Source organism: Thermosynechococcus sp. NK55a, assembly GCF_000505665.1.
Taxonomy (GTDB): Bacteria; Cyanobacteriota; Cyanobacteriia; order Thermosynechococcales; family Thermosynechococcaceae; genus Thermosynechococcus.
This window is the reverse complement of the sequence record NC_023033.1, coordinates 581301-603470: the sequence shown is the minus strand read 5'-3', so window position 1 is coordinate 603470 and position 22170 is coordinate 581301. Positions and strand designations below refer to the sequence as shown.

23 protein-coding genes are annotated in these 22170 nt (G+C 53.1%); 9 read left to right on the top strand and 14 right to left on the bottom strand.

Going from position 1 to position 22170, the window contains the following annotated elements; genetic code table 11:
• Positions 1-53: 53 nt before the first annotated feature.
• From NK55_RS02920 to NK55_RS02905, 6 genes are all read left to right on the top strand, one after another.
• A complete protein-coding gene (locus tag NK55_RS02920; RefSeq protein WP_024124339.1) occupies positions 54-3245 on the top strand; it encodes an efflux RND transporter permease subunit in 3192 nt (1063 codons plus the stop codon).
• A 38-nt stretch (positions 3246-3283) separates the two neighbouring features.
• Positions 3284-3571, top strand: a complete 288-nt coding sequence (locus NK55_RS12870) for an ATP-binding cassette domain-containing protein (protein ID WP_051372767.1) — start codon at positions 3284-3286, stop codon at positions 3569-3571.
• A 28-nt stretch (positions 3572-3599) separates the two neighbouring features.
• On the top strand, positions 3600-3791 hold the full coding sequence (locus NK55_RS12865) for a hypothetical protein (RefSeq protein ID WP_051372766.1): 192 nt from the start codon (positions 3600-3602) through the stop codon (positions 3789-3791).
• Positions 3792-3898: 107 nt separating this feature from the next.
• A complete protein-coding gene (locus NK55_RS12860; protein ID WP_157869642.1) occupies positions 3899-4108 on the top strand; it encodes a hypothetical protein in 210 nt (69 codons plus the stop codon).
• A 168-nt stretch (positions 4109-4276) separates the two neighbouring features.
• Positions 4277-4921 (top strand): FHA domain-containing protein, encoded by a 645-nt coding sequence (locus NK55_RS02910; protein ID WP_024124338.1) that lies wholly within the window; start codon positions 4277-4279, stop codon positions 4919-4921.
• 43 nt (positions 4922-4964) lie between these two features.
• Positions 4965-6383, top strand: coding sequence for a protein kinase domain-containing protein (locus NK55_RS02905; protein WP_024124337.1), 1419 nt, complete (start codon positions 4965-4967; stop codon positions 6381-6383).
• Positions 6384-6387: 4 nt separating this feature from the next.
• Here NK55_RS02905 and NK55_RS13415 read toward each other — a convergent pair whose 3' ends face one another.
• The 12 genes from NK55_RS13415 to NK55_RS02845 all read right to left on the bottom strand — a co-directional run bounded on the left by NK55_RS13415 (position 6388) and on the right by NK55_RS02845 (position 17373).
• Positions 6388-6699, bottom strand: coding sequence for a hypothetical protein (locus NK55_RS13415; protein WP_041429019.1), 312 nt, complete (start codon positions 6697-6699; stop codon positions 6388-6390).
• Positions 6696-7523, bottom strand: coding sequence for a DUF4335 domain-containing protein (locus NK55_RS02895; RefSeq protein ID WP_041429018.1), 828 nt, complete (start codon positions 7521-7523; stop codon positions 6696-6698). The genes NK55_RS13415 and NK55_RS02895 overlap by 4 nt, the downstream gene beginning before the upstream one ends.
• Positions 7523-8125, bottom strand: coding sequence for a DUF3038 domain-containing protein (locus NK55_RS02890; RefSeq protein ID WP_024124336.1), 603 nt, complete (start codon positions 8123-8125; stop codon positions 7523-7525). The genes NK55_RS02895 and NK55_RS02890 overlap by 1 nt, the downstream gene beginning before the upstream one ends.
• Positions 8126-8134: 9 nt before the next feature.
• Positions 8135-8338, bottom strand: a complete 204-nt coding sequence (locus NK55_RS02885; protein ID WP_024124335.1) for a DUF751 family protein — start codon at positions 8336-8338, stop codon at positions 8135-8137.
• 771 nt (positions 8339-9109) lie between these two features.
• Positions 9110-9913, bottom strand: a complete 804-nt coding sequence (locus NK55_RS02880) for a hypothetical protein (RefSeq protein WP_024124334.1) — start codon at positions 9911-9913, stop codon at positions 9110-9112.
• Positions 9914-10020: 107 nt separating this feature from the next.
• Positions 10021-11103: a photosystem II q(b) protein gene (psbA, locus tag NK55_RS02875; protein WP_024124333.1), complete on the bottom strand. Its 1083-nt coding sequence runs from the start codon at positions 11101-11103 to the stop codon at positions 10021-10023.
• Positions 11104-11285: 182 nt separating this feature from the next.
• Positions 11286-12548, bottom strand: a complete 1263-nt coding sequence (locus NK55_RS02870) for a chloride channel protein (RefSeq protein ID WP_024124332.1) — start codon at positions 12546-12548, stop codon at positions 11286-11288.
• A gap of 10 nt (positions 12549-12558) precedes the next feature.
• Complete coding sequence (locus NK55_RS02865) at positions 12559-14100, bottom strand: Gldg family protein (protein ID WP_024124331.1); 1542 nt, start codon at positions 14098-14100, stop codon at positions 12559-12561.
• A gap of 12 nt (positions 14101-14112) precedes the next feature.
• On the bottom strand, positions 14113-14940 hold the full coding sequence (locus NK55_RS02860; protein WP_024124330.1) for an ABC transporter permease: 828 nt from the start codon (positions 14938-14940) through the stop codon (positions 14113-14115).
• Positions 14933-15904, bottom strand: coding sequence for an ABC transporter ATP-binding protein (locus NK55_RS02855; RefSeq protein ID WP_024124329.1), 972 nt, complete (start codon positions 15902-15904; stop codon positions 14933-14935). Before NK55_RS02855 ends, NK55_RS02860 begins: the two co-directional genes overlap by 8 nt.
• Positions 15905-15969: 65 nt before the next feature.
• Positions 15970-16719: an MBL fold metallo-hydrolase gene (locus NK55_RS02850; RefSeq protein WP_024124328.1), complete on the bottom strand. Its 750-nt coding sequence runs from the start codon at positions 16717-16719 to the stop codon at positions 15970-15972.
• Positions 16720-16770: 51 nt separating this feature from the next.
• A complete protein-coding gene (locus NK55_RS02845) occupies positions 16771-17373 on the bottom strand; it encodes an aminodeoxychorismate/anthranilate synthase component II (RefSeq protein WP_024124327.1) in 603 nt (200 codons plus the stop codon).
• Positions 17374-17445: 72 nt separating this feature from the next.
• Between NK55_RS02845 and NK55_RS02840 the strand changes: the two genes are divergently transcribed.
• Entirely contained in the window at positions 17446-18195 is a 750-nt protein-coding gene (locus NK55_RS02840; RefSeq protein WP_024124326.1) for an HAD family hydrolase, read from the top strand.
• 23 nt (positions 18196-18218) lie between these two features.
• Here NK55_RS02840 and NK55_RS02835 read toward each other — a convergent pair whose 3' ends face one another.
• Together NK55_RS02835 and NK55_RS02830 are read right to left on the bottom strand one after the other, a co-directional pair.
• Positions 18219-18899 carry a RibD family protein gene (locus NK55_RS02835; RefSeq protein WP_024124325.1) on the bottom strand — a complete coding sequence of 227 codons (681 nt, stop codon included), beginning with the start codon at positions 18897-18899 and terminating at the stop codon, positions 18219-18221.
• Positions 18896-19252, bottom strand: a complete 357-nt coding sequence (locus tag NK55_RS02830; protein WP_051372764.1) for a DUF1830 domain-containing protein — start codon at positions 19250-19252, stop codon at positions 18896-18898. The genes NK55_RS02835 and NK55_RS02830 overlap by 4 nt, the downstream gene beginning before the upstream one ends.
• Before the next feature lie 218 nt (positions 19253-19470).
• On the opposite strand from NK55_RS02830, the gene NK55_RS02825 reads away from it, so the two are divergent.
• Both NK55_RS02825 and NK55_RS02820 read left to right on the top strand, forming a co-directional pair.
• Positions 19471-21033, top strand: a complete 1563-nt coding sequence (locus tag NK55_RS02825; protein WP_024124323.1) for a photosystem II high light acclimation radical SAM protein — start codon at positions 19471-19473, stop codon at positions 21031-21033.
• A gap of 87 nt (positions 21034-21120) precedes the next feature.
• Positions 21121-22134 carry a type I glyceraldehyde-3-phosphate dehydrogenase gene (locus NK55_RS02820; RefSeq protein WP_041429017.1) on the top strand — a complete coding sequence of 338 codons (1014 nt, stop codon included), beginning with the start codon at positions 21121-21123 and terminating at the stop codon, positions 22132-22134.
• Positions 22135-22170: the final 36 nt, after the last annotated feature.

Sequence of the window (22170 nt, the reverse complement as noted above, 5' to 3'; positions counted from 1 at the left end):
GATGACTTTTACAGTAATTGGCTACAGTAATTGACTAGGGTAATTGACCTGCCATGACCTCCCCACGCTTTAGTTTTAGTGGCTTGGCGGTAACCCGCCACATCGGCACTCTGATGCTGACCCTCACAGTCGTGGTTTTGGCGGTCTTTACCCTTCTGCGTCTGCAAGTGGATCTACTCCCGGGGATTACCTACCCGCGCATTGGTGTACGGCTGAATATTCCGGGGGTGATACCTAGTGTTGCTGTTGAGGAGGTGACCAAGCCCCTTGAGGAAGCCCTGAGTCGCACGGAGGGGGTGGTGCAGGTCTATTCCCAAACCCGTGAAGGGCAAGTCAGTATTGACCTATTTTTTGAGCCCGGTGGCGATGTTGATCAGGCCCTCAATGAGGTCACCGCTGCCTTTAACCGTGCCCGCAGTACCTTGCCCGATATTATTGAGTCGCCGCGACTGTTTAAGTTTGATCCATCGCAATTGCCAGTTTATGAGTTTGCACTGACCTCAGAAACCCTTAGTGGCCGCGAGTTACGAGTCTTTGCCGATGAGGATTTGGAGCGCGAACTCAGTATCGTCCCTGGTGTGGCAGGGGTGGATGTCTCTGGGGGGACGACCGAAGAAGTACGAATTCTTGTGGATCTGGATCGATTGCAGGCCACAGGGGTGGGGTTAAACCAAATTTTAACGGCGCTGAGCGATCGCAACCAAGATGTCTCAGGCGGACGTATTCGCGGCCAAAGCGCAGAACCTTTAACGCGAACAGTGGGGCGCTTTCGTAATCTCAGTGAAATTGAGGATGTGGTGCTGACAGGCACCAATGGTCAGCGGGTCTATCTGCGGGATGTGGCACAAGTTGTCGATGGCAGTGCCGAACAACGGGTATTTGTGACACTCAATGGCCAACCCGCGGTTAAAATCAGCATTTTCAAGCAACCGGCAGCCAATACAGTGGAAGTGGCCGATGGGATCAAGCGACGTTTAGCGGCGCTACAGGCAGCCAATCTCGTCCCCCGCGATGCGCGGATTATTCCTGTCCTTGATGAGTCGGTTTATATCCGCAACGCCTTGAACAATGTGATCACTGCAGGTCTGACGGGAACCCTCTTGGCGGCGATCGCTGTGCTGCTGTTTCTTGGTTCGGTACGGCAAACCCTGATTATTTTGCTGGCCATTCCCCTGTCCACGATGGCGGCGATACTGCTGATGGGGCTATTTAATTTCTCTCTGAATGTTTTTAGCTTGGGTGGCCTGGCGCTCGGGGTTGGCATCGTCGTGGATAACGCCATTGTGATGTTAGAAACTTTGGCGGAGATTGACCCTCAGCACATGATCCAAGAACAGTACCTTGAGGAGGTGAAACGGCGTAGCCAAGGTATTGAATCAGCGCTTGTAGCATCTACCCTCACTAACTTGGTTGCTATTTTGCCTTTTTTGTTGTTGGGGGGCTTGATTGCACTGCTCTTTAATGAGTTGATTCTAACGATTAGTTTTGCCGTTGCCGCATCGCTGCTGGTGGCACTCACGGTGGTGCCGGCCTTAGCCTCCCGCCTTTTGGGGGTACGGGTGCAAAATCGCCTACGGCAGGTGGCCTTTATTCGCCTTTTTAATGAAAAGTTCCTCTGGCTGAGGGGACGCTATGAATGGGCCTTGGGGCAAGTGCTACGGGCACGCTGGCTAGTGGTTGGGCTGGCGATCGCCCTCTTGGGCGGTGGCAGTTGGCTCCTCAGCCAGCAAATTCCCCAAGAGTTGCTACCACGGATTAATACTGGTCAAGTCAACCTGAGCGCCATTTTTGCGCCCGGAACACCCCTGCCCCAGAGTCGCCGTGTCATGGCGGCAGTGGATGAGGTGCTGATGGCCCAACCCGGCACAGAGGCAGTCTTTACCACAACGGGTGGCGCCCTCCTTGGCACGAATACGATTGCCAATCCGTTGCGGGCAAATAGCAACATTATTCTGCGGCGGGGTGTTAAGGTGGATCGCTATATCACAGTAGCCACACAAGCCCTTGATCAGCTCAACCTGGTGGGAGTGCGGCTGCGTCTGAGCCCTGGCCAGGTGCGTGGCATTATTCTCACCAACTCACCCGTGCGCGGCGCAGATCTGGACGTAATCCTACGGGGCAACGATGAAGACACCCTGAGCCGCTTTGGTCGCCAAGTCCTGCGAGTCCTTGATGAAAAGGCCACATTAGTGCGCTTTCGTCCCGATGCCGATCCTCCCCAACCCGAAATTCAAATTTTGCCGGATTGGGAGCGGGTCGGCGAACTAGGGCTGAATACCCTCAATCTTGGCCAGACGATTCAAACAGCCTTGACGGGGTTTGTGCCAACGCGGCTGCAACGGGGCGATCGCCTCGTCGATATTCGCGTCCAACTCAACAGTGAGAGCATCCAAAACCCTGCCGACCTGGCCACGATTCCCCTTTTTACCGCCAATAACCATCCCCTCCGCCTTGGGGATGTCGCTCGCATCGAACCCAGTCAAGCACCGGCGGAAATTCGGCGGATCAATCGGCAGCAAGTCTTTATGCTGGCGGGTAATCTGGTCGAAGGCGCCAGTCTCAGTGCGGCACTTGCTGAGACCAACGCCATTCTGAGGGAGCTTGAGTTCCCACCGGGGGTGTCCCTGATGCCCAGTACAGCAGCTCAAGCCAATCAGCAATTGCAGCAGGCCTTAGGGGTCTTGGGCAGTTTGGCGGCCTTTCTCGTGTTTGTGGTCATGGCGGTACAGTACAACTCGCTGCTTGACCCCCTAGTGATTATGTTTACCATTCCCTTGGCTCTGGCCGGTGGAATTTGGGGCTTGTACCTGACACGGACGGCCATTGGCGCCACGGTAATTGTCGGGGCCATTTTACTGGTGGGAATTGTCGTCAACAATGCCATCATCATGGTGGAACTGGCCAACGAAATTTACCAGCAGCAGGGCTGTAGCCGTAGCCAAGCCATTCGCAAAGCTGCCCCTGCCCGTCTGCGCCCGATTATGATGACCACGATTACAACGGTGGTGGGCATGTTCCCCTTGGCATTGGGGCTAGGGGAAGGCTCAGAATTTTTGCAGCCCCTTGGCATTGTTGTGTTTTCTGGCTTAGCGGTGGCAACACTGCTCACCCTCTTTCTCATTCCCTGTTTTTATGTGATTCTGCATGGCTTTGAGCGTACCACCCACCGCAGTCTTCCTGCGCCATTGCCAGCACCCGCTGTTCCCCCAACGGGCGCCTCCCCTGAGGAGCTTCAGCAACACTAATGCAGTAGCTCAACATTACGGCTTAGATTACGGTTTAGATGGGTAGTGACGCTGCTGCCCAAGTCCTGCCGATGACCACTGTTGACCCTATTGCCATTGGCCAAGATACCCTCCTCGAAGTACGCCAACTGAGTGTGTTCTCCCGTAATCAACCGCTGCTTAGGAATGTCAGCCTCACTATTTACCCGCGACAATGGGTGACATTGATCGGTGCCTCGGGGTCTGGCACAAGCCTACTGTTAAGGTGTTTGAACCGCTTGATTGAACTTTTTCCGAATCTCCACATGACTGGAGAAATTCACTATCGGCAGCATGCCCTCAAGTAGGTGGAATGTATCACAACTGCGCTGTCGTATGCCCCTGAAGCCCCAGTCTTTATTTCCAAAATCAATTTATGACAACGTTGCCTTTAGTGCCCGTGTGCATGGCTATCAGGGGGATCTCGATGCCCTTGTGCAATCTTCCTTGGAACAGGTGGATCTGTGGCAAACTCTGAAAAATCATTTAGGCGAGCTGGCATTACACCTGCCCCTAGAGCAGCAATAGCGTCTTTGCCTAGCGTGGGCGATCGCCCTGCAACCGGAGATTTGCTACTGGATGACCCCTGCATGGGGCTAGATACTGCTGCTACTCGCCTTATGTGAGGAGTGTCTGTGTCACCTCAAACACACCTAACTGTGATCATGGCAACCCATCACCTGCCACAGGTAGCGCCGATTTCCGACTGGACGGCCTTTTTAGCCCTGCAAACCAATAGCCAGGGACAGACAACGGGGCAACTGATTGAGTACGCTCCCAGCTCCTTACTTTTTCAAAGGCCAGCAGATCCCTCAACCCGCGATTATGTCAGTGGTCGGTTCTAGGTGTTCCCAATGAGCAGCCGTTTGGCAATGAACCCGTATAGAATTGGGGTGTAAAAGCTAACCTAAATGTAGAGAAGGCTAGGTTGTTTAGCTTTACCTCGGGAAATAGAGATAAGCCATGGGAATCTTAGGTTGGTTGGATGGGTCGTGGAATAGGGCATCATATCTATGATTATCTGTTCCGAGTGTTTCCATCCCAATCCCGTTGGTGCTGTTCAATGTGAAGCGTGCTTTTCGCCCATGCCCAGTATGACTCCGTGTCCAAATTGTGGTGCCCCAGTTCAACCAGAGGCTAGTTTTTGTGGCCAATGTGGTTTTAATTTGCGTCGCATTGCCGTCAGCCCACCCCCAATGCCAGAGGTGATGCACCAGACAGCCAGTGCTGCACCAACAGTGGGACCCGTTGCCCATCAAGGCCGCCTGCCAAGGCTATCCCCGCCGCCCCCACCACCGGCTCATGTCTTCTCCGTTGAGATTGCCACTATTGAAGCTAAGCTGATTCATGTGCAAACTCGCACCGAACTGCACATTCCCACGGGGCGTCCTGTTATTCATATTGGCAAGCCCAATGATCGTATTCCCCCCGATATTGATGTGGCTGGCTTTCCCAACTCAGAAATTGTCTCCCGTATCCACGCGGATCTGCGCATTGAGGGGAATGCCCACTATATTGAAGATGTGGGAAGTGCCAATGGAACTTACATTAACAATACTCCCCTATATCCGGGCAATCGTCACCGCCTGCAATCGGGCGATCGCATTGCATTGGGCAAGGGAGATTTAGTCACTTTTATCTATGAACGTATGTCCTAGTTCTTTTAGAGTGTATTCAGGTACGAAGAGGCGGTTAGACAAGGTGATTACATTGACATTGCTCCATCCGGTTCAAGCCACCCCAGTCCAAAGCTGGACCTTTGAGAATGAAAATGTTATCCGCATTGGCCGAGCAGTTGATAATCATGTCGTGCTCTATAGCGCGGTAGTGTCGCGTCACCATGTGGAGCTCCGTCGTAATGGTTTGCAATGGGAAGTGGTCAACCTTGGCACTAACGGCACCTATTTGGATGGCAAACGCATTCAGCAGGCAACCTTGACGGATGGTGGCATCCTGCGCTTGGCACGCTCTGGCCCCAATATTCAAATTCGCCTTGGTTCTGATCAGCGTCCTGCCACTCCCAGTGCCCGCATGGAAACGGTGCCTGAAGGTCGCTTAGTAGATGTTGAGAAGGGCACCTATGCAGGGGAAGAAGAAGCCATTGGTACAGCGGCCGAACCCCCATCCCGTGCCGAAGAAAGCACCCCCACCTCCAGTAGTAGCAGTGTCACCGCCCAAGAGGAGGAAGAGGCTGAGTTTGCAGTCACAGGTCAACTGCCAGTTCATTTACTCAGCGAGTGGCGTGCTCCCCCCGATTGCCAGCACAACCATGCCCAAGAAAACGATATTTTTTGCATTGATTGCGGTGTGCCTCTGCGGGTCTGGAAAACCCTCGGTAACTACCAGATTATTCGTGCCCTTGGTCAAAGCAATATTTATTTGGGGTGGCGCAGTGGCCTAGCAGCAGTGATTAAGGGACATAGTCTTGCTGCCTCACGGGAGGAAATCCGTGCCTTTCGGCGCCAAGCGCGGCAATTGTGCAACATCCAACATCCGGTCTTACCCCAATTTTGGGAAGCCTTTCAGTGCGGCAGTGATTCCTATTTGGTTTCGGAAATGGTCTATGGCCAATCCCTCAAGCAGCGGGTTCAAAAACAAGGGTCAATGAACGTGATTGAGGTCAGTCGTTGGCTCATTCCTGTGTGTGAGTTGCTTGAAATGCTGCACCAGCAAGACCCCCCTGTGTTGCATTTACACATTCGTCCCTCCAATCTCATTCATCCCTACGTCAAACGGCAAGCAACAGAACTCGTGCTCGTGGGCTGGGGTAAAGCATCCGTCTTAACCTCTGAATCTGGAACATTTATTGGTACTGTGGGCTATTCGGCACCAGAACAACAGGAGGGAAAACCCGAGCCCGCTTCAGATCTGTTTGCCTTGGGGGCAACAATGGTGTATTTACTCACGGGCTATGAACCGGAGACCTATTTCCGCTGGGGCACCCGTGAGTATCGTCTCTATGCCGAGGACATTCCCCATTTAGATCCGCTAATGGTGGATTTGATTAACTGCTTGACCCACCCCGATCCTCGGGAACGCTATCCTAATGCTGCCGAAGTCAAGAAACGCTTGCAGGAAATTGCAACTATTACCCCCGCAGTCTCTTCAAGTGCTTCATAGAACATCAATTTTCACCCAGCACTTGCACGCTTCCAGAGGGCATCAAGACCAACCGCAGTAAAATCGGGCGATCGCCCCCAAAGGGACTGGCCAGAGGACTTTGCTGTAAAGGTATTGGCGTGCGATCAATAAAACGAACTGCCGCACCATTCAGGGGCAGTGCTTGGGCAAGGGTGCCATCGGGATTGAGGACAATGCGGTACTCCAGACTCGTGTCTAGGCTGGCCGGCGGGCGCCAACGGTCTTGAAAATAGGTTTTCACCTCACGCAGGGTAGTTGCAGGGATGGGGGTTGTTTCAGCTGGGGGAGTGCTCATTGGGGCAACTTCAATACCAGCAGGTGCGCGCTTAGTGGGAGCTTGCACCACCAGGTTATTTTGATCAGGGGGCTGGGGGGAGGTGCCTCTTGGGCAACAGGAGGCGGGGGTGGGGCAGGCGCGATCGCTGGGGGCGGCATTTCTGGGGGTGAAGGCAGCGGCACAAGCGTAGAAGTTTCAGGGGGAGCTGGTGGCGGGCTAGGTAGGGGAGTGAGTTGTGGGGGTTCCGCAGGTTCTGGCAAAGGCGATGGCATCGCTAGGTGAGGCAGGTTGGGTTCCTCACGGCTCGCCTTAGAGGAACTGACAACCATCGGAGCTGGGGGTATTGGCCAGCGTTGGCTGACAAGGGTAAAGGCAGCAACTACGGCCACGGCTACCGCTGCACTTTTGGCCCAGACTGGGATTTGAGCAAAGGTTGATTGGGCGCGCTCCACCAGTTCTGGCAACGGTTCCATGACGGCAGACCAGTTATCAAGAACGGTCACCAAGTCGTATAGTTCTGTCAGTTGCAGAAGAATCACCTGCCCATCGGGTAGATGGAGTTCATGTTCAAGAGGCGATCGCGATCGCAGGGCAAAGCCCTCTGCAGTCACTTCTGTCGGTGTTGGGTGATGCCTCAGGAAAGCCTCAATATACTCGTTGACGAGCGTTTTGAGTTGATAGAGCTGGCGATCGTTGCCCTCAAAGCTGAGTTTTTCTCCGAGAGACAGCGTAAAGTGGAGCGATCGCACGGGCGCACGGCGCAGCTTCTGACTAAAAGGAAAAAATTCAGCAGCAACATCCAGTTGGCAAGTGGGCTGAGAATAGCTGAGGGTAGTACTCATTAGACATCGGAATGGGGAAACAGGGTGGGCAGTTCAGGGGCTGGTGCAGGTACTGGTTCAGGTTCCACCAATAACAGAGAAGGGGGCGCAGGAGTAGTGCGCTCTAGCAGGGTGATCCAAAGGCGGCGTGCCCCCTGAGGCGTACTGTAAAAGAGCAAATCCACAAGTAAGTCTAAGGCCAGTTGTGCTAATTCAGTGCCATCCCTGCTGTCGTCAGCCATTCGGTCTTGATACAAACTAGTGAAGCGATCAATATAATCCCCAAGAACCGGATCTAAGTGGGGGGGGCGACCTTGACTTGTCTGCTGTTGCCAGCATTCAATGGCGGTGCGGATGGTTTGTTGGTGCTGCTGGGCTAAGCGGCTGCAGATCAAGGCCAAGGCACGGGCTTCGTCCACATCTAGTTTGCGTCGGCCATTGCGACCCCGCCGCAGGGGACTCGATTGCCGCAGTCGCCATAACCCCACACGATCAGGCAAGTAGGCCTCAAACCCCATAGCTTCTGCCAATGCCAGGACCTCTGCTGAACCCACATGAGCCAAGGCTTCGAGACTCAGCAAAATCAGGTCAATTTGTGCCTTGATGGGCAGGGAAGGGGCCATCGTGCTACCTTATGCGGCGGTTAAACCCAACATTGCTCGTAACGTCAGTGCCACAAACGTGAGGAGTCCCGCCATGAGGCCAATAAGGGCGATCGCGCTCAGCGGACGCTTAAAAAGAGGCACCAATGGCTCAACAAAATTCCATACTACGCCCAATAGAACCGTAACAAAATACCGTTGGTAGCGCAGGACATTTTCCCAAAAGCCATCCATTGATTGATGCTCCTAACTTAGTGACGCCAGTGGGCTTGAAATTGCTTTCATGATACTACTCCAACGGAGACTCTGAACAGAGTATGAAACTATCCTTGGTAAAGAGGTAGTCGAGTTGGCCTGTGGGCATCAAGAATTGAGCTTGAAGACGAAGAGGTTCTAATTTAGAGAAATTACAGATAAGCAACCTGATTCTTAGTTATAGCTATTCTAACAAAGAATGAGACATTAGGCAGTACAATAATAATTGCAAATCACCTCATAAATTTGCCACCTTGCTTAACATAGGAGATAATCTGCTCTCGTCAGTCTAAGCTATAGCTGATGTTCTTTAAGGATATTAGAGGACTCATCAAGGATAATCTATCTCTTCATTTCCTTTCAAAGTAGCTATATTTGAACTGTATTTGAACATTATTTAATGAATTTCAGAAGGGCTTAAATAACCAAATTAAGACATTATAGATAGACTCGAAAAGCTGGCTCAGGAATTAGATGGAATTGGATGAATTGGATAAAGTCAAAAGAAGCTTTGCTGAATTAGAGTAGAGTGTCTAGTCGATCAATTGCTCTAGAAAAACTGAGAATCTTGCCAATCCTGTTCCAGGTCTAAAAGTTGAAGAAGCCGAAAAAATCATCCATCAGATTCAAAAAGGTAAAAGATTTCAGTCTTTGGATGAGCTGAACAAAGTTTCGCCACTAGGCTCTTGGGATAAAGTTATCGTCATATTCCATTCGTATCTTATTCCATGGGAACAAGGCTACATTATCCTACTTTGAATTTGATGAGGGTTTAGGCAGCTGACCTTTGGCAACCAATAGCTCCCATGCCCGCAAAACGGCAACTAAATCAGAGGCAAGGCGGTATTCATTGGCTTCAGCGAAGCGCACCGTTGCGGTGGGGGTAGAAACAAAATTAATAGGCACCGCTCGCTCTAGGGGCATGGGTACAAAATCAAAGCCATTGAAGCGCTCAAACCGGCGATCGCTCAACAATTGATTAAACTGACTAACTTGAGTAGATGTAACTGTGCGCAGGGTGCGGCTGAGAGTTTGCCCACGAGTGCTGGTGGTTTCCTGCACAATCCGACCATCGTTATAGAGGAGTGTCGTTGTTGTTGCAGGTGGACGATTGCCAGAGGCACCACTTTGCCGAATAACGCGAAAACTCACGCCCTCAGGCAGAGGGGGCGGCAACTCTTCTGGGTTCAGGCGCTGAGGTCGCTGAATGAGGGTGCCAATCATCTGACTGCCAGCAGCATCCCAAAGAATCAGGGAACCACTTTGATTGGTGCGATAGACCCACTGTTGAGGATAAGGAGCATTGGGATTCGTCAGGGTAATTTCCCAACCGGGGGTCAAGCGCTCAGCACAATCAGCCCGCAATCCCCCCAAGCCCAAACAGCCATCGGACCAAATTTTGGGGTGAACTTGAACCACGCTAATTTGCGCTGGTTCCTCACCAAACTGCTCGGCCGCGATCGCGATCGCCCGCGTGATAATCTCCGGGGCTGGTGTTGCTGCTTGAACCACAAGGAGCACTGCGACTTCTAAGAGGGATATCCAACTATTCATTAATATTCATTAATAAAGTCTCTACCCTTTGACCATCATAAAAAAGACCGCCCCTAGTACAGAGGCGGTTCCTTTAGCTAAAACACTAGTTAGAGTTGCTCTGGAAATTAGCCGTTGATGCTCGGCGCAATCATTGCCACAGGAGCAGACTCAGCGCTGGCCAAGTCGAGGGGGAAGTTGTGAGCATTGCGCTCGTGCATCACTTCCATCCCCAAGTTGGCACGGTTGATAATGTCCGCCCAGGTGTTGATCACGTTGCCTTGAGCATCCACAACGGAGTGGTTGAAGTTGAAACCGTTGAGGTTGAAGGCCATGGTGCTGATACCCAGGGCAGTAAACCAGATGCCAATCACAGGCCAAGCCGCCAAGAAGAAGTGCAGCGCACGGCTGTTGTTGAAGCTGGCGTATTGGAAGATCAACCGGCCAAAGTAACCGTGGGCAGCCACGATGTTGTAGGTTTCTTCCTCTTGACCAAATTTGTAACCGTAGTTTTGAGACTCGGTCTCAGTGGTTTCACGGATCAAGCTGGAGGTCACCAGAGAACCGTGCATGGCGGAGAACAGAGCACCACCAAAGACACCGGCCACACCCAGTTGGTGGAAGGGGTGCATGAGGATGTTGTGTTCCGCTTGGAACACCAGCATGAAGTTGAAGGTACCAGAGATACCGAGGGGCATCCCGTCAGAGAAGCTGCCTTGACCAATGGGGTAAATCAAGAACACAGCGGTAGCCGCAGCCACAGGAGCGGAGTAGGCCACGCAGATCCAAGGCCGCATCCCAAGGCGGTAGCTGAGTTCCCACTCCCGACCCATGTAGCAGAAGACACCGATCAAGAAGTGGAAGATGATGAGTTGGTAAGGGCCACCGTTGTAGAGCCACTCATCGAGGGAGGCAGCTTCCCAAATGGGGTAGAAGTGCAAGCCAATGGCGTTGCTAGAGGGGACAACGGCACCGGTAATGATGTTGTTGCCATAGAGCAAAGAGCCGGCGACAGGCTCACGGATGCCATCGATGTCCACAGGGGGAGCAGCGATGAAAGCAATCACGAAGCAGATGGTAGCAGCGAGCAGAGTGGGGATCATCAACACGCCGAACCAGCCCACATAGAGGCGGTTGTTGGTGCTGGTGACCCAGCTACAAAATTGCTCCCACAGGTTCAGTTGCTCGCGACGTTGTAAAACAGTCGTCATAGTGATAAGTCCTGTTGAACAAAATGAATGAGGGTTACAAACCGCTCACAGGGCCAAACCGAATGCCTGAGAGGCTTCAGGAGCACTCGCTGGCTGTGCAACGGAATGTAACCCTATGTTAATCAATCTCTCAGAAAAATGTAAAGGGTTATGTCTGAATTTTATATTCTGTTAAGATTTTCTCAGGGATCAGGGGGGTCCCGGCGCGATCGCTGGCTGGGGATCCAAGCAATAGGCAAGGTCAATAGATAGCTGGTTAGAGTCGCGATCGTAATCAGGGGCAGCATTGTCGTATGGGAAATCACCGTCAGAATTATCGCCAGGCCCAAAGGCGTTTTGGTAACCACCACCGTGACTGCCGCCATCATGCCAGCCAAGGCCACACTCAAGGGCGTATTCGGGAGTGCTTGGTGCACAGCCATACCCACACAAGCACCTACAAAAAATAGGGGAAAGACTACCCCCCCACGGAACCCTCCCCGCAGACAAAGACTCAGAGCAAGGAGCTTAAAGAAGGCAACCCTCAGCAAAATGCCAATGCTGTAGCGGTTCACCACTTGGATGACTTGTTCAATTTGGCGCTCACCGTAGAACAGCGTGATTGGGTGAATCAGGGCAATTAAGCCAATCAGAAACCCCACTGCCACGATCAAGAGGAGAGGATATTGCCGATAGGGGGTCAGCCAGCGTTGAATCTGCCGATCTAAAAAGACAAAGAGCGTTCCCACGGCTGCGCCAATGATGCCGATCAACACTGCAAAGCCAATATCCTCAGGACGCAGGCTATCGTAGGTAGGAAAGCGGTAAATGCCGCCAATGGTTGTGCCTGTAATCACCCGAAAAAGGGTAAACCCAGCAACAGCAGAAATCAAGGCTGGCAGGATTGCCTCATAAAACTCAAGACTACGGCGATGGGGGAGTTCCAAAACGAATAGCGTTGCACCAAGGGGCGACTCAAAAAACACGCCCATGCCCGCTGCCATCCCACAGAGGGTGAGAATGCGGGTGCTATCTGGGGATAGATGCAAACGAGCTGCCAACCAAGTGCCTAAGCCACCATTGATGTCAATCATTGAACTTTCAGGGCCAGCACTACTGCCAAATAGCAAGGATAGGCCAGAAGCCAATGCCATACCGGGTAGAAAGCGATAACTGAACCGACCCTCATGGTGTAACTCTGCGATCGCCGCCGCGATCTCCCCCTTTGCCCCAAAGAATTTGACCGATAAACCCACCAGCAAGCCGCCAAAGGCCGTAACCAGCGGAATGTAAGGATAGAGATGTGCCCACGTGCCAATGCTCACTTGGTTAGGCTCAGTCCCCCACAACAGCGCAAACCCTAGCTTGAGACCCAGATAAAAAGCCGTGGCCACACAGCCGCCGAGAAGACCAATGATTAGGGCATACAGGAGCAAACGGGGATAGGGGCAGGAGGCTCTTGCCATGGCAGAAGTGTTAGCGTCGCCGCCACCAGACAAAGACGGCAGAACCAAACCCGATAAGGGGCAAGAGAAAGACGCTGATAATCTCTAACCAACGACTGGTGGTGACATTGAGTTGAAGGCGGCGATTCGTGGTTTGGCGAGGACGAATCGAGAGTGCCTTTTGGTCGCGATCGCCCAACCAGAGTACGGAATTGACAAAGAGATCACTATTAATCCCTTGATAGGCAATCACGCCATCGGTAGCAAACTCCGAATCTCCAAAGACCACTAGGCGGGCTTCCTTCGGTGGATTGTCACTCAACTGACGGGTAATAGCCACGCCAATCGGCAGCGGGCCTTTGGTATCTACGCCTTCGGTGAATTCAAGGTTGCCCGACTTCCAATCGGTTTCTGCCCAAGTTTGCGAGCCCGAAAGGGCAATTTCAACAATGTTATCGTCCTTTACAGGATTAATGCGAATGGCTTGCGCTCGGGGAAAGACGCTGGGACCTTGGGCAAAGCGCTCAGTAATGGGGTGATTGCCATAGGTAGTGACAATAATTGTGTCGGGCCCAAGTCCCACCTGCTGACCCACACCAGAGCCATCAATGACCCAGCGATTATCGAGGGTGAGTCCCCAGTTTTTCAGTAAATCATCAAGACCTGCGTTGACATCCACATCAAGCATCAGCAAAAGGCTACCGCCACGATTGAGGTACTCCTTGAGAAGATCCTGCTCAAGGCGTAAAAAAGGCTGCCGGGGTCCAGCGACAACAATCACATTGGCATCCTCGGGAATTCTCCCCGTCTCCAGCAAATTCAGGGGCAGGAGTTTCACCTCCCGCTGTTCGAGGAGTTTGGCCACTTCACTGAGGCTGGCGGCCCCACCAGTGAGGGGGAGTTCATTGTGTCCTGTGGTGAAATAGGCGCGGATCGTGCGATCGCTAGTGACGCGAATCAAGGCGGGGGTGAGGTTGCTTTCGGAAAGGTCTTCATCAATGCGCTGGGTTTTCTCACCGGCAACAACAATCACTTGTCCCACTTGAGTCACGTTGTACTTTTTGGCAAGGGCGGGTTGCTCTTGGGGGTCAATGAACTGAAAGGAAAAGCGGTTATGAGCCTGACGGCGATACTGTTCCAACAGCAGGCGATCGCGACTGGCAGCATTGGCATCAAACACCAACACCTGCACCGGCTGACCCAGATTTTGCAGAACATCACGGGTTTCTGCCGCTAGGGTAAAGGCACGGTTTTCGGTGAGATCGATTTCAACACTGTAGCGATCGGCCAAAAAGTTAATGATGCCCAATAGCGCAATCACCGCAACCACAGTCAAGATAGCATTGGCATTTGTTTGGGTGGAACGCCGTCCCCAAAACCCTGTGGAGACCCGACTTTGCTGGATTAGCCATAGCAGCAGGGCAATCCCCCCTAAGGCTAAAAGACCCAAGGGCAGCCAATTCCAGCGGTTGGTGACGAGGCCAGCACTCAACCCAGCGATGATGAACAGTGGCGCCGCCCACAGGAATACCGTGGTCCATCGTTCGGGTGAGCCTAGGGCAAAGCGTTTCATGACCTGTACTCCCTAATTGCGCTGGTAACGAAAAGCATCAATGGACTGGGCTGTGAGGAAAATGCCTAGGAAAACGTAACTGCCAAAAACAAAAAGGCTACTGGTGCGGAAAATGCCTCGGCTCAGGTTGGTAAAGTGCTCTAGGGGTGAGAGGTAGGTGAGGATATCACTGAGGTTTCCGCCAGTATTTTTAGCCAAGACGTCCAGCACCCAAAGAATCAGCAACACAGCAAACCCCAAAATGGCTGCCAAGATCGTGCTATCAGTCAAGGACGAGAGAAACATCCCAAGGGAGAGAACTGCCGCCGCCAAGAGAATCAATCCGCCATTGCCCGCGAGAATGAGCCAAAGGGAGAGGGGGGGCGTACTCTGCCGCAGGGCTACAAATTGGTAGACAACCACGGGCAGCAGAAGCGTGGTATAGAAGGTGAGCACTGCTAGGAGCTTACCCGTTGCCACACACCAGTTCGTAATCGGCGAGGTGGCTAGCAGTTCAAGGGTGCCGCGTTTACGCTCTTCGGTGTAGAGTCCCATTGAGAGCATCGGCAAAATAACTTGGGAAATGGAGCCTAGGAGTCCAAGAAAGCTTTCGAAAATCAGCTTGGGCACGTCAATGGCTTGGCGCGGCGCTCCAAACTGCTGTTGGAGCAAATCCTGCTGAGCCACTTGGCTAATAATTGTCGTCATGACAGTGAGGAAAAACAGGCCGCTGAGGAGCCAGAACACCCCCGCAATCACATAGTAGAAGGGGGTACTAAAGTAACTTTGGAGTTCACGGCGATAGATGGCAAGAATGTTGGCAAGAAGGACACGCAGCCCGTGGAGGGAAACGCTAAGCATGGGCTTCTTCGGTGGCATCACTGGGTTCTGCGGTGGGTTCATCGGTCGTTAGCTTCAAGAACACCTCCTCTAGGTTGGCACGGGAGCGGCGCATTTCAAAGAGTTGCACCCCATTTTGGACAAGGAGACTGGCAAGATCGGCGCCAATTTCTGAAGGACTGCTGACCTGAAGCTGCTGTCGTCCCTGAAGAGGGCGATTTTCCCATGTAATCTGTTGCAGCTCAGGCAACTGTTGCAGGAGGGATTGAATTTGGGCGCGATCGCCTGCCAGTTCAAGGTCATAGGTGTAGTTACTGCTGAGGCGTTGCAGCAGTTCATCTAGCTTGCCTACCCCTGCCACTTCGCCCTTGTGGATAATCACGGCGCGATCGCAGGTCATGCTCACTTCCGCCAAAATATGGGTGGAAAGAATCACTGTGTGCTGTCCTGCCAAGTTTTTAATCAGGTTGCGCACCTCAATAATTTGGCGCGGATCCAGACCCACCGTGGGTTCATCCAGGATGATGGCTGGCGGATCGTGAACGATCGCTTGGGCAATGCCGACCCGCTGCCGGTAGCCCTTCGAGAGTTTGCGAATAATTGTCCGTTGCTGATCCCAGAGACCACAGCTTTTGAGGGCGTATTCTACCCGCTGGGGGCGATCGCCCGCACTGACGCCCTTGATGCGAGCCACAAAGTGCAGATAGCCCGCCACCGTCATTTCGGTATAGAGGGGGGGATTTTCTGGCAGATAGCCAATGCGCTGCCGCACTGCCATCGGATCTGTGTGGACTTCATAACCGGCAATGGTTGCAGTGCCACTGGTTGCCGGCAAATACCCCGCCAAAATCCGCATTGTGGTGGTTTTACCGGCGCCATTGGGGCCAAGGAGACCGAGAATCTCACCACTAGTGGCTGAAAAGCTGACATCCCGTAGGGCTATGGTTGTACCGTAAACCTTGGTCAGGTGTTCGACCTGAATCATGGCGTTTCCTCAACTCGCTACTGGTTCTACGGGAAACACTGACACAAAATATAGCCTTTTTTTAATCAAATGCTGAGGACTTGAATAGTGGTCTTCTGGGGCAGATTGGCTGCCGATAGACTGAGGGCAGCACCCCCACTGCGGCGAACTGGGGTTCCCTCCATGACTTTCAAAAAGTCCTCTAGCCCCGCCAGATCACAATTATTGGGGTCAGCGGCAGCGGTTCGATAGTGGCAAGGAATAACCAAACGCGGTTGTAAAACTTCAATGGCCGCCTTGGCGTCCTCAGCCCTATAGGCTTTGGCACCGCCTCCCACTGGCACGATCATGACATCAGGTTGACCCATAAGAATGCGTTGCTCGACGGTGATGGGCATCGCAATGCCGCCCATGTGCAGGAGGTTGATGCCCCCCTGCTGCCAGCGCCAAACCACATTGATACCAAAGCGGAAGCCACCAACACGATCATGACTGGTACGAATGCCCTGAATACTTAAACCATTGACTTTATAGGAGCCTGGCTGCAAGAGCAGTTTAGGCCGACCGGGTAAGCCTTGGATGTAGCCCTCGTCCAAGAGGCGACTGCTAATCATGACAATATCAGCGGTGACGCGGGGAGGCCGCAATCCTTTGGTGCAACCAAGGGGGCGGAAGGGATTGACGAGTACCCGCTGACCACTGCCGGTAAAGAGAAAGCAGGTGTGGCCAAACCACTGGAGCGAGAGACTACCCCCTTGGGCATGGGCTGCCCAGTGTCCACCAAGGCTGGCGATCGCGCCCACTTGAGCCAAACGCAAGAACTGCCGCCGTTCCATTTTTTCTCCCCACACTCCTATTCCAGCTCAGTGTACCGAAAAGTGGCGGGCTCACAACGGTGGACTGGACAGCCGTCGCAAAAAGTTCCGTAGCAGGTCTTTGCCGCAGGTGGTGAGAATGCTCTCGGGATGGAATTGCACCCCTTCCAGCGTCGGATATTGGCGGTGGCGCACCCCCATAATTAGGCCATCCTCCGTCCAAGCGGTAATTTCCAACACCTCGGGGCAACTGTCGCGATCAATGACGAGGCTGTGGTAGCGAGTGGCACTAAAGGGTTGAGGCAAGTCTTGAAATACCCCCACACCCTTGTGGTAAATTTCCGACGTTTTGCCGTGCATCAGGGTTGGTGCGAGCGTCACCTTACCACCAAAAACCTCGCCAATGGCTTGATGTCCCAAGCAAACCCCCAAGATGGGCAGTTGTCCAGCATAGCTACGGATCAGGGCTTCGGAAATCCCCGCATCCGCAGGGCGACCAGGGCCGGGAGAAATCACGACACCCGCAGGGGCAAGGGCAGCAACCTCATCGAGGCTGATCTTGTCGTTGCGAAAGACCCGCAGATCCCCAGCAATTGGGAACTCCCGCGCTAGCTCCCCTAAGTATTGGACAAGGTTGTAGGTGAAGCTGTCGTAGTTGTCAATAACGATAATCAAGGGAGAAGGGTCCTCTCATCTTCTGTGTGTCTTGATATGTGTCTTGATCCTACTACTCAAGGGGTTGGGGGAATGGTGCAGCTATGGTGTCAGGGACACTGTTTTCGCCCTATAGCAGCGGTGATCTTTGACAAGGATGGCACACTAGCCGATGTTGCCCATTACCTGAGGGTGGTGGCGATCGCCCGTGCTGTGAAAATTGCCGAACCCTTTCCCAATCTTAAGGAGTCGTTACTTCAGGCTTTTGGGGTGATTGGTGATCACCTTGATCCAACGGGGTTGCAAGCTGTGGGGACACGGCAGGAGAACCTGATTGCCGCCGCCGCCTTTGTGGCCACACAGGGAATTCCTTGGATTGCTGCCTTAGAACGGGCCAACGCTGCCTTTGGGGAAGCAGACCGAGAATTTAGCGCCAAAGCACCGTTAACCCCACCCCTACCGGGGGTCATTGAGCTAGTGCAACGGCTCCATCGGTTAGGATGTGCCTTGGCAATTATCTCTAGCGATCGCACCTCAGAGATTGAGGCTTTTTTAGACACCTATCACCTGAAGCCCTTTTTCCAACTCTGGCAGGGGGCAGATGAGCTACCCACGAAGCCCGATCCGCAGGTATTCCTGAGGGCGTGCGATCGCCTGGGGGTGCGGCCCGAACAAACCGTCGTCATTGGGGATGCCGACAGTGATGGCCTCATGGCACAGCGGGGAGGCGCAGCGGCCAGCATTGGTGTCACCTGGGGTTGGCATAGACCACCAGCGTTGAATTATTGTGATTGCATCCTTGCCTCACCCTTGGAGATCCAGATCAGGAGTGATGAGAACTAATTAGACTCAGTGGCAACAAAGGGTCAAGGGTAACTAAGACGATAGTGGAGATAAACCTCATTGCCCACCGGCAAGACATTCAGGAGGCTTAACCTCCCTGAGCAGGGGATCTCCTCTGGATAGAGGCGAGGGGCTGCCGATCCAAGGAGGAGTGGGCAGAGGGTCAACCACAATTCATCAATGGCAGCAATTTGTAACAGGGAAGCGAAAAGCTGTCCTCCCCCCAGCACGGCCAAGGTTTGCACCCCAGAGGCTTGAAGGTGGGCAAAAGCCTGCGGCCAGTCAATCGCCTCTCCCCTAGTGCACCAACAGTGATCAAAGGCAGTGGATCCTTGCCAACGGCTGGCGCCTTTCTCGGTCGTCAGTAGGGCACGGGGAATCGGCTGGCGAAAGAAGGGAAGATTGAGGTCTAGTTCACCACTAGCAGAGCAGACAATTTGCAAGGGTTGGGGCGATCGCCCTTGATGTTCGCGCTCAGCAATCAGATGAGAAGATTGAAGGCGCATCGCTGTCCCCCCCAAACGCAGTGTTGTTGCCCCAAAGAGTACCGCATCCACCTGCGCTACCTGCTGTTCCAGGTGCTGAAAGTCATAGGCCGAGGCAATGCGCTGACCGCGGGCATCGGCCCGAGCCAGGCAGCCATCTAAACTACTGGCCAAAATTGCAGTCGTGTAGGGGCGGGAAATGGGCCGGGGCTGGCTCAAGGGATCATCACTTTTTCAGTCGCTGGTGCCGGAGTCTCATTGAGCAATTCTAGCCGTTGCTGGCTGGCAGGATCACTCGGAAAAAAATTATCTCCCCCCTCTTGCACCAATAACTCACTACAGGGGATCGTGTCGGAGAGAATGGCACTCGCCATCATGCCGCTGTGAACTTCCAGCTGTCCTGCCCGTGGCGATTCAAACACCAGTCGTTGCCCCGGGAAAACCACCCGCTCGAAATACCAGTTGGCAATATTTGTAATGCGTACCACCTGAATTTTGCTGGTGGCATTGACATAACAGCAGAGGATGCGATCGCAACTATCGCTGGGGACGGGATCAAAGATTTGCGGCATAGGGAGTAAGGATTTGTTATAGGACATGTCTTTACCCTCGTTAGCCTAACATTGCCAATTCGATGCAGTTGTAAACTCAACTACAGGATCGACAGTTGATCCCTTCCTTGAATTACCGTGATCTCCTGCTGGAAAGGCGCAAATGTGTTAAAAACTAAACAGCTATAGAGATTTATTAAGAATTTAGCCTTTCCATAGATCTTGTCTTGGGCTAACCTATGTCGCCGCGTGTCCTCTACGTCCGTCTCCCCTGTAACCCGATTTTTCCCATTGGGGTTGTCTATCTTGCAGACTATATTCATAAGCAATTACCAAGTATTGAGCAACGGATTTTTGATTTGGGGACAGTGCCGCCCCTCGATTTTCGGCCTGCCCTCGCCCAAGTCATTGATGAGTTTCGACCCACCCATCTGGTTTTTTCTTGGCGAGATATTCAAATCTATGCCCCGGTGGGGGGACGGGGGGGCAATCCCCTGCAACATGCCTTTGAGGTCTATTACGCTCGCAATCCTTTGGTGAAGCTGCGGGGAGCGATCGGGGGTCTGCGGGTGATGAGCGCCTACTATGGTGAACTTTGGCGCAACCTCAATTTAATCCGCTTGGGACTCCACCATGCCAAGCGTCACCATCCAGAAGTCACAACCATTGTCGGTGGCGGCGCAGTGAGTGTCTTCTATGAGCAGTTGGGCTCTCAACTGCCTAAAGGCACCATTGTTTCCGTTGGCGAAGGGGAAACGCTGCTGCACAAAGTCCTAACGAACCAACCCATTTCCGGGGAGCGTTGCTATGTTGCGGGTGTTGACAAGCCCCGCGATCGCCTCATTCACGAATGGCCAACCCCCATCGAAAAAACCGCCTGCAACTACGACTACATTGAGACCATTTGGCCGGAATTTGAGTATTACCTTCAGGGGGGCGACTTTTATATCGGGGTGCAAACCAAGCGGGGCTGTCCCCACAACTGCTGCTACTGCGTCTATACCGTGGTTGAAGGCAAACAGGTGCGCATTAACCCTGCTGAAGAAGTCGTCGCTGAAATGCACCAGCTCTACAATCGCGGTGTGCGCAACTTTTGGTTTACCGATGCCCAGTTTATCCCCGCTCGTAAATTTATCCCCGCCGCGATCGCCCTGCTGCGGGAAATCCTCAAAGCAGGCATGAATGATATTCACTGGGCGGCCTACATCCGTGCCGACAACCTCACCCCCGAGCTGTGTGAGCTAATGGTGCAAACGGGGATGAATTACTTTGAAATCGGCATCACCAGTGGCTCCCAAGAACTGGTGCGAAAAATGCGCATGGGCTACAACCTGCGAACAGTGCTGCAGAACTGCCGTGATTTGAAAGCCGCTGGGTTCAACGCCCTTGTCTCTGTGAATTATTCCTTCAATGTCATTGATGAACGCCCCGACACCATTGCCCAAACCATTGCCTACCACCGCGAACTGGAACGCATCTTTGGTGCAGACAACGTTGAGCCAGCCATTTTCTTCATTGGTCTGCAACCCCATACCCACCTTGAGGAATATGCCCTCGAGCGCGGCATTTTGCGTCCTGGCTACAACCCCATGAGCCTCATGCCGTGGACGGCCAAAAAACTGCTTTGGAACCCGGAACCCATGGGATCCGTCTTTGGGGAGGTGTGCCTTGCGGCTTGGCGACTCAATCCCAATGACTTTGGCCGCACCGTGATGGATTTACTGGAGGAGCGCTTTGGCCGTGCCCCTTTGGCGGCGGCCTTATCTGCTCCTCTTGAGGAACCTCCTTTGGTGCATCGTTAAAAAAAGCGAAATAAAATGACCATTCCCCCTTAGAATGTTTCCTAGATCATTTCTGGCCATGAGTTAGTAAACAGAGGAAGGGATCAGGTGGTTAGAGTCGCTATCAATGGTTTTGGGCGCATCGGTCGGAATTTCATGCGTTGCTGGTTACAGCGGAAAGCCAATAGCAAGCTAGAGATTGTAGGCATCAACGATACCTCCGATCCCCGCACCAATGCCCATTTGCTAAAGTATGACTCGATGTTAGGCATTTTCCATGATGCCGAAATCACTGCTGACGACGACTGTATCTATGCCGGCGGCCATGCGGTTAAATGCGTGTCTGATCGCAACCCTGAAAATCTGCCTTGGAGCGCTTGGGGGATTGATCTGGTCATTGAAGCCACGGGGGTCTTTACCAGCCGCGAGGGGGCAAGCAAACACCTGAGCGCCGGTGCGAAAAAAGTGCTGATCACAGCACCCGGCAAAGGCAATATCCCCACCTATGTGGTCGGGGTGAATCACCACACCTACGATCCCAGTGAGGATATCGTCAGCAATGCCAGTTGCACCACCAACTGCCTAGCCCCGATTGTCAAAGTGCTCCATGAAACCTTTGGCATCCAGCAGGGGATGATGACAACGACCCACAGTTACACCGGGGATCAACGCCTGCTCGATGCGAGTCACCGCGATCTGCGGCGAGCCCGGGCAGCAGCGATGAACATTGTGCCCACTTCTACGGGGGCTGCTAAGGCAGTCGGGCTGGTGATTCCCGAGTTGCAAGGGAAGCTGAACGGGATTGCCCTGCGGGTACCCACCCCCAATGTTTCTGTGGTGGACTTTGTTGCTCAGGTGGAAAAACCCACCATTGCTGAGCAGGTCAACCAAGTGATCAAGGAGGCCTCTGAAACCACTATGAAGGGGATTATCCACTACAGTGAACTGGAGCTTGTGTCTTCCGACTATCGGGGTCACAATGCCTCCTCAATTTTGGATGCGTCCCTAACGATGGTGCTGGGGGGTAATTTGGTAAAAGTGGTAGCTTGGTACGATAACGAGTGGGGCTATAGCCAGCGGGTTCTGGACTTGGCAGAGCACATGGCCACCCACTGGGCTTAGTTGTTTCATTACTTAGGAATTGGTTCGCAACTCACA

Excerpts from the sequence above, each read along its gene's own strand:
- NK55_RS02920 (WP_024124339.1), top strand. The coding sequence starts at position 54 with ATGACCTCCCCACGCTTTAGTTTTAGTGGCTTGGCGGTAACCCGCCAC.
- NK55_RS12870 (WP_051372767.1), top strand. The coding sequence starts at position 3,284 with ATGGGTAGTGACGCTGCTGCCCAAGTCCTGCCGATGACCACTGTTGAC.
- NK55_RS12865 (WP_051372766.1), top strand. The coding sequence starts at position 3,600 with ATGCCCCTGAAGCCCCAGTCTTTATTTCCAAAATCAATTTATGACAAC.
- NK55_RS02910 (WP_024124338.1), top strand. The coding sequence starts at position 4,277 with ATGATTATCTGTTCCGAGTGTTTCCATCCCAATCCCGTTGGTGCTGTT.
- NK55_RS13415 (WP_041429019.1), bottom strand. The coding sequence starts at position 6,699 with ATGAGCACTCCCCCAGCTGAAACAACCCCCATCCCTGCAACTACCCTG.
- NK55_RS02895 (WP_041429018.1), bottom strand. The coding sequence starts at position 7,523 with ATGAGTACTACCCTCAGCTATTCTCAGCCCACTTGCCAACTGGATGTT.
- NK55_RS02890 (WP_024124336.1), bottom strand. The coding sequence starts at position 8,125 with ATGGCCCCTTCCCTGCCCATCAAGGCACAAATTGACCTGATTTTGCTG.
- NK55_RS02885 (WP_024124335.1), bottom strand. The coding sequence starts at position 8,338 with ATGGATGGCTTTTGGGAAAATGTCCTGCGCTACCAACGGTATTTTGTT.
- NK55_RS02880 (WP_024124334.1), bottom strand. The coding sequence starts at position 9,913 with ATGAATAGTTGGATATCCCTCTTAGAAGTCGCAGTGCTCCTTGTGGTT.
- psbA (WP_024124333.1), bottom strand. The coding sequence starts at position 11,103 with ATGACGACTGTTTTACAACGTCGCGAGCAACTGAACCTGTGGGAGCAA.
- NK55_RS02870 (WP_024124332.1), bottom strand. The coding sequence starts at position 12,548 with ATGGCAAGAGCCTCCTGCCCCTATCCCCGTTTGCTCCTGTATGCCCTA.
- NK55_RS02865 (WP_024124331.1), bottom strand. The coding sequence starts at position 14,100 with ATGAAACGCTTTGCCCTAGGCTCACCCGAACGATGGACCACGGTATTC.
- NK55_RS02860 (WP_024124330.1), bottom strand. The coding sequence starts at position 14,940 with ATGCTTAGCGTTTCCCTCCACGGGCTGCGTGTCCTTCTTGCCAACATT.
- NK55_RS02855 (WP_024124329.1), bottom strand. The coding sequence starts at position 15,904 with ATGATTCAGGTCGAACACCTGACCAAGGTTTACGGTACAACCATAGCC.
- NK55_RS02850 (WP_024124328.1), bottom strand. The coding sequence starts at position 16,719 with ATGGAACGGCGGCAGTTCTTGCGTTTGGCTCAAGTGGGCGCGATCGCC.
- NK55_RS02840 (WP_024124326.1), top strand. The coding sequence starts at position 17,446 with ATGGTGCAGCTATGGTGTCAGGGACACTGTTTTCGCCCTATAGCAGCG.
- NK55_RS02830 (WP_051372764.1), bottom strand. The coding sequence starts at position 19,252 with ATGCCGCAAATCTTTGATCCCGTCCCCAGCGATAGTTGCGATCGCATC.
- NK55_RS02825 (WP_024124323.1), top strand. The coding sequence starts at position 19,471 with ATGTCGCCGCGTGTCCTCTACGTCCGTCTCCCCTGTAACCCGATTTTT.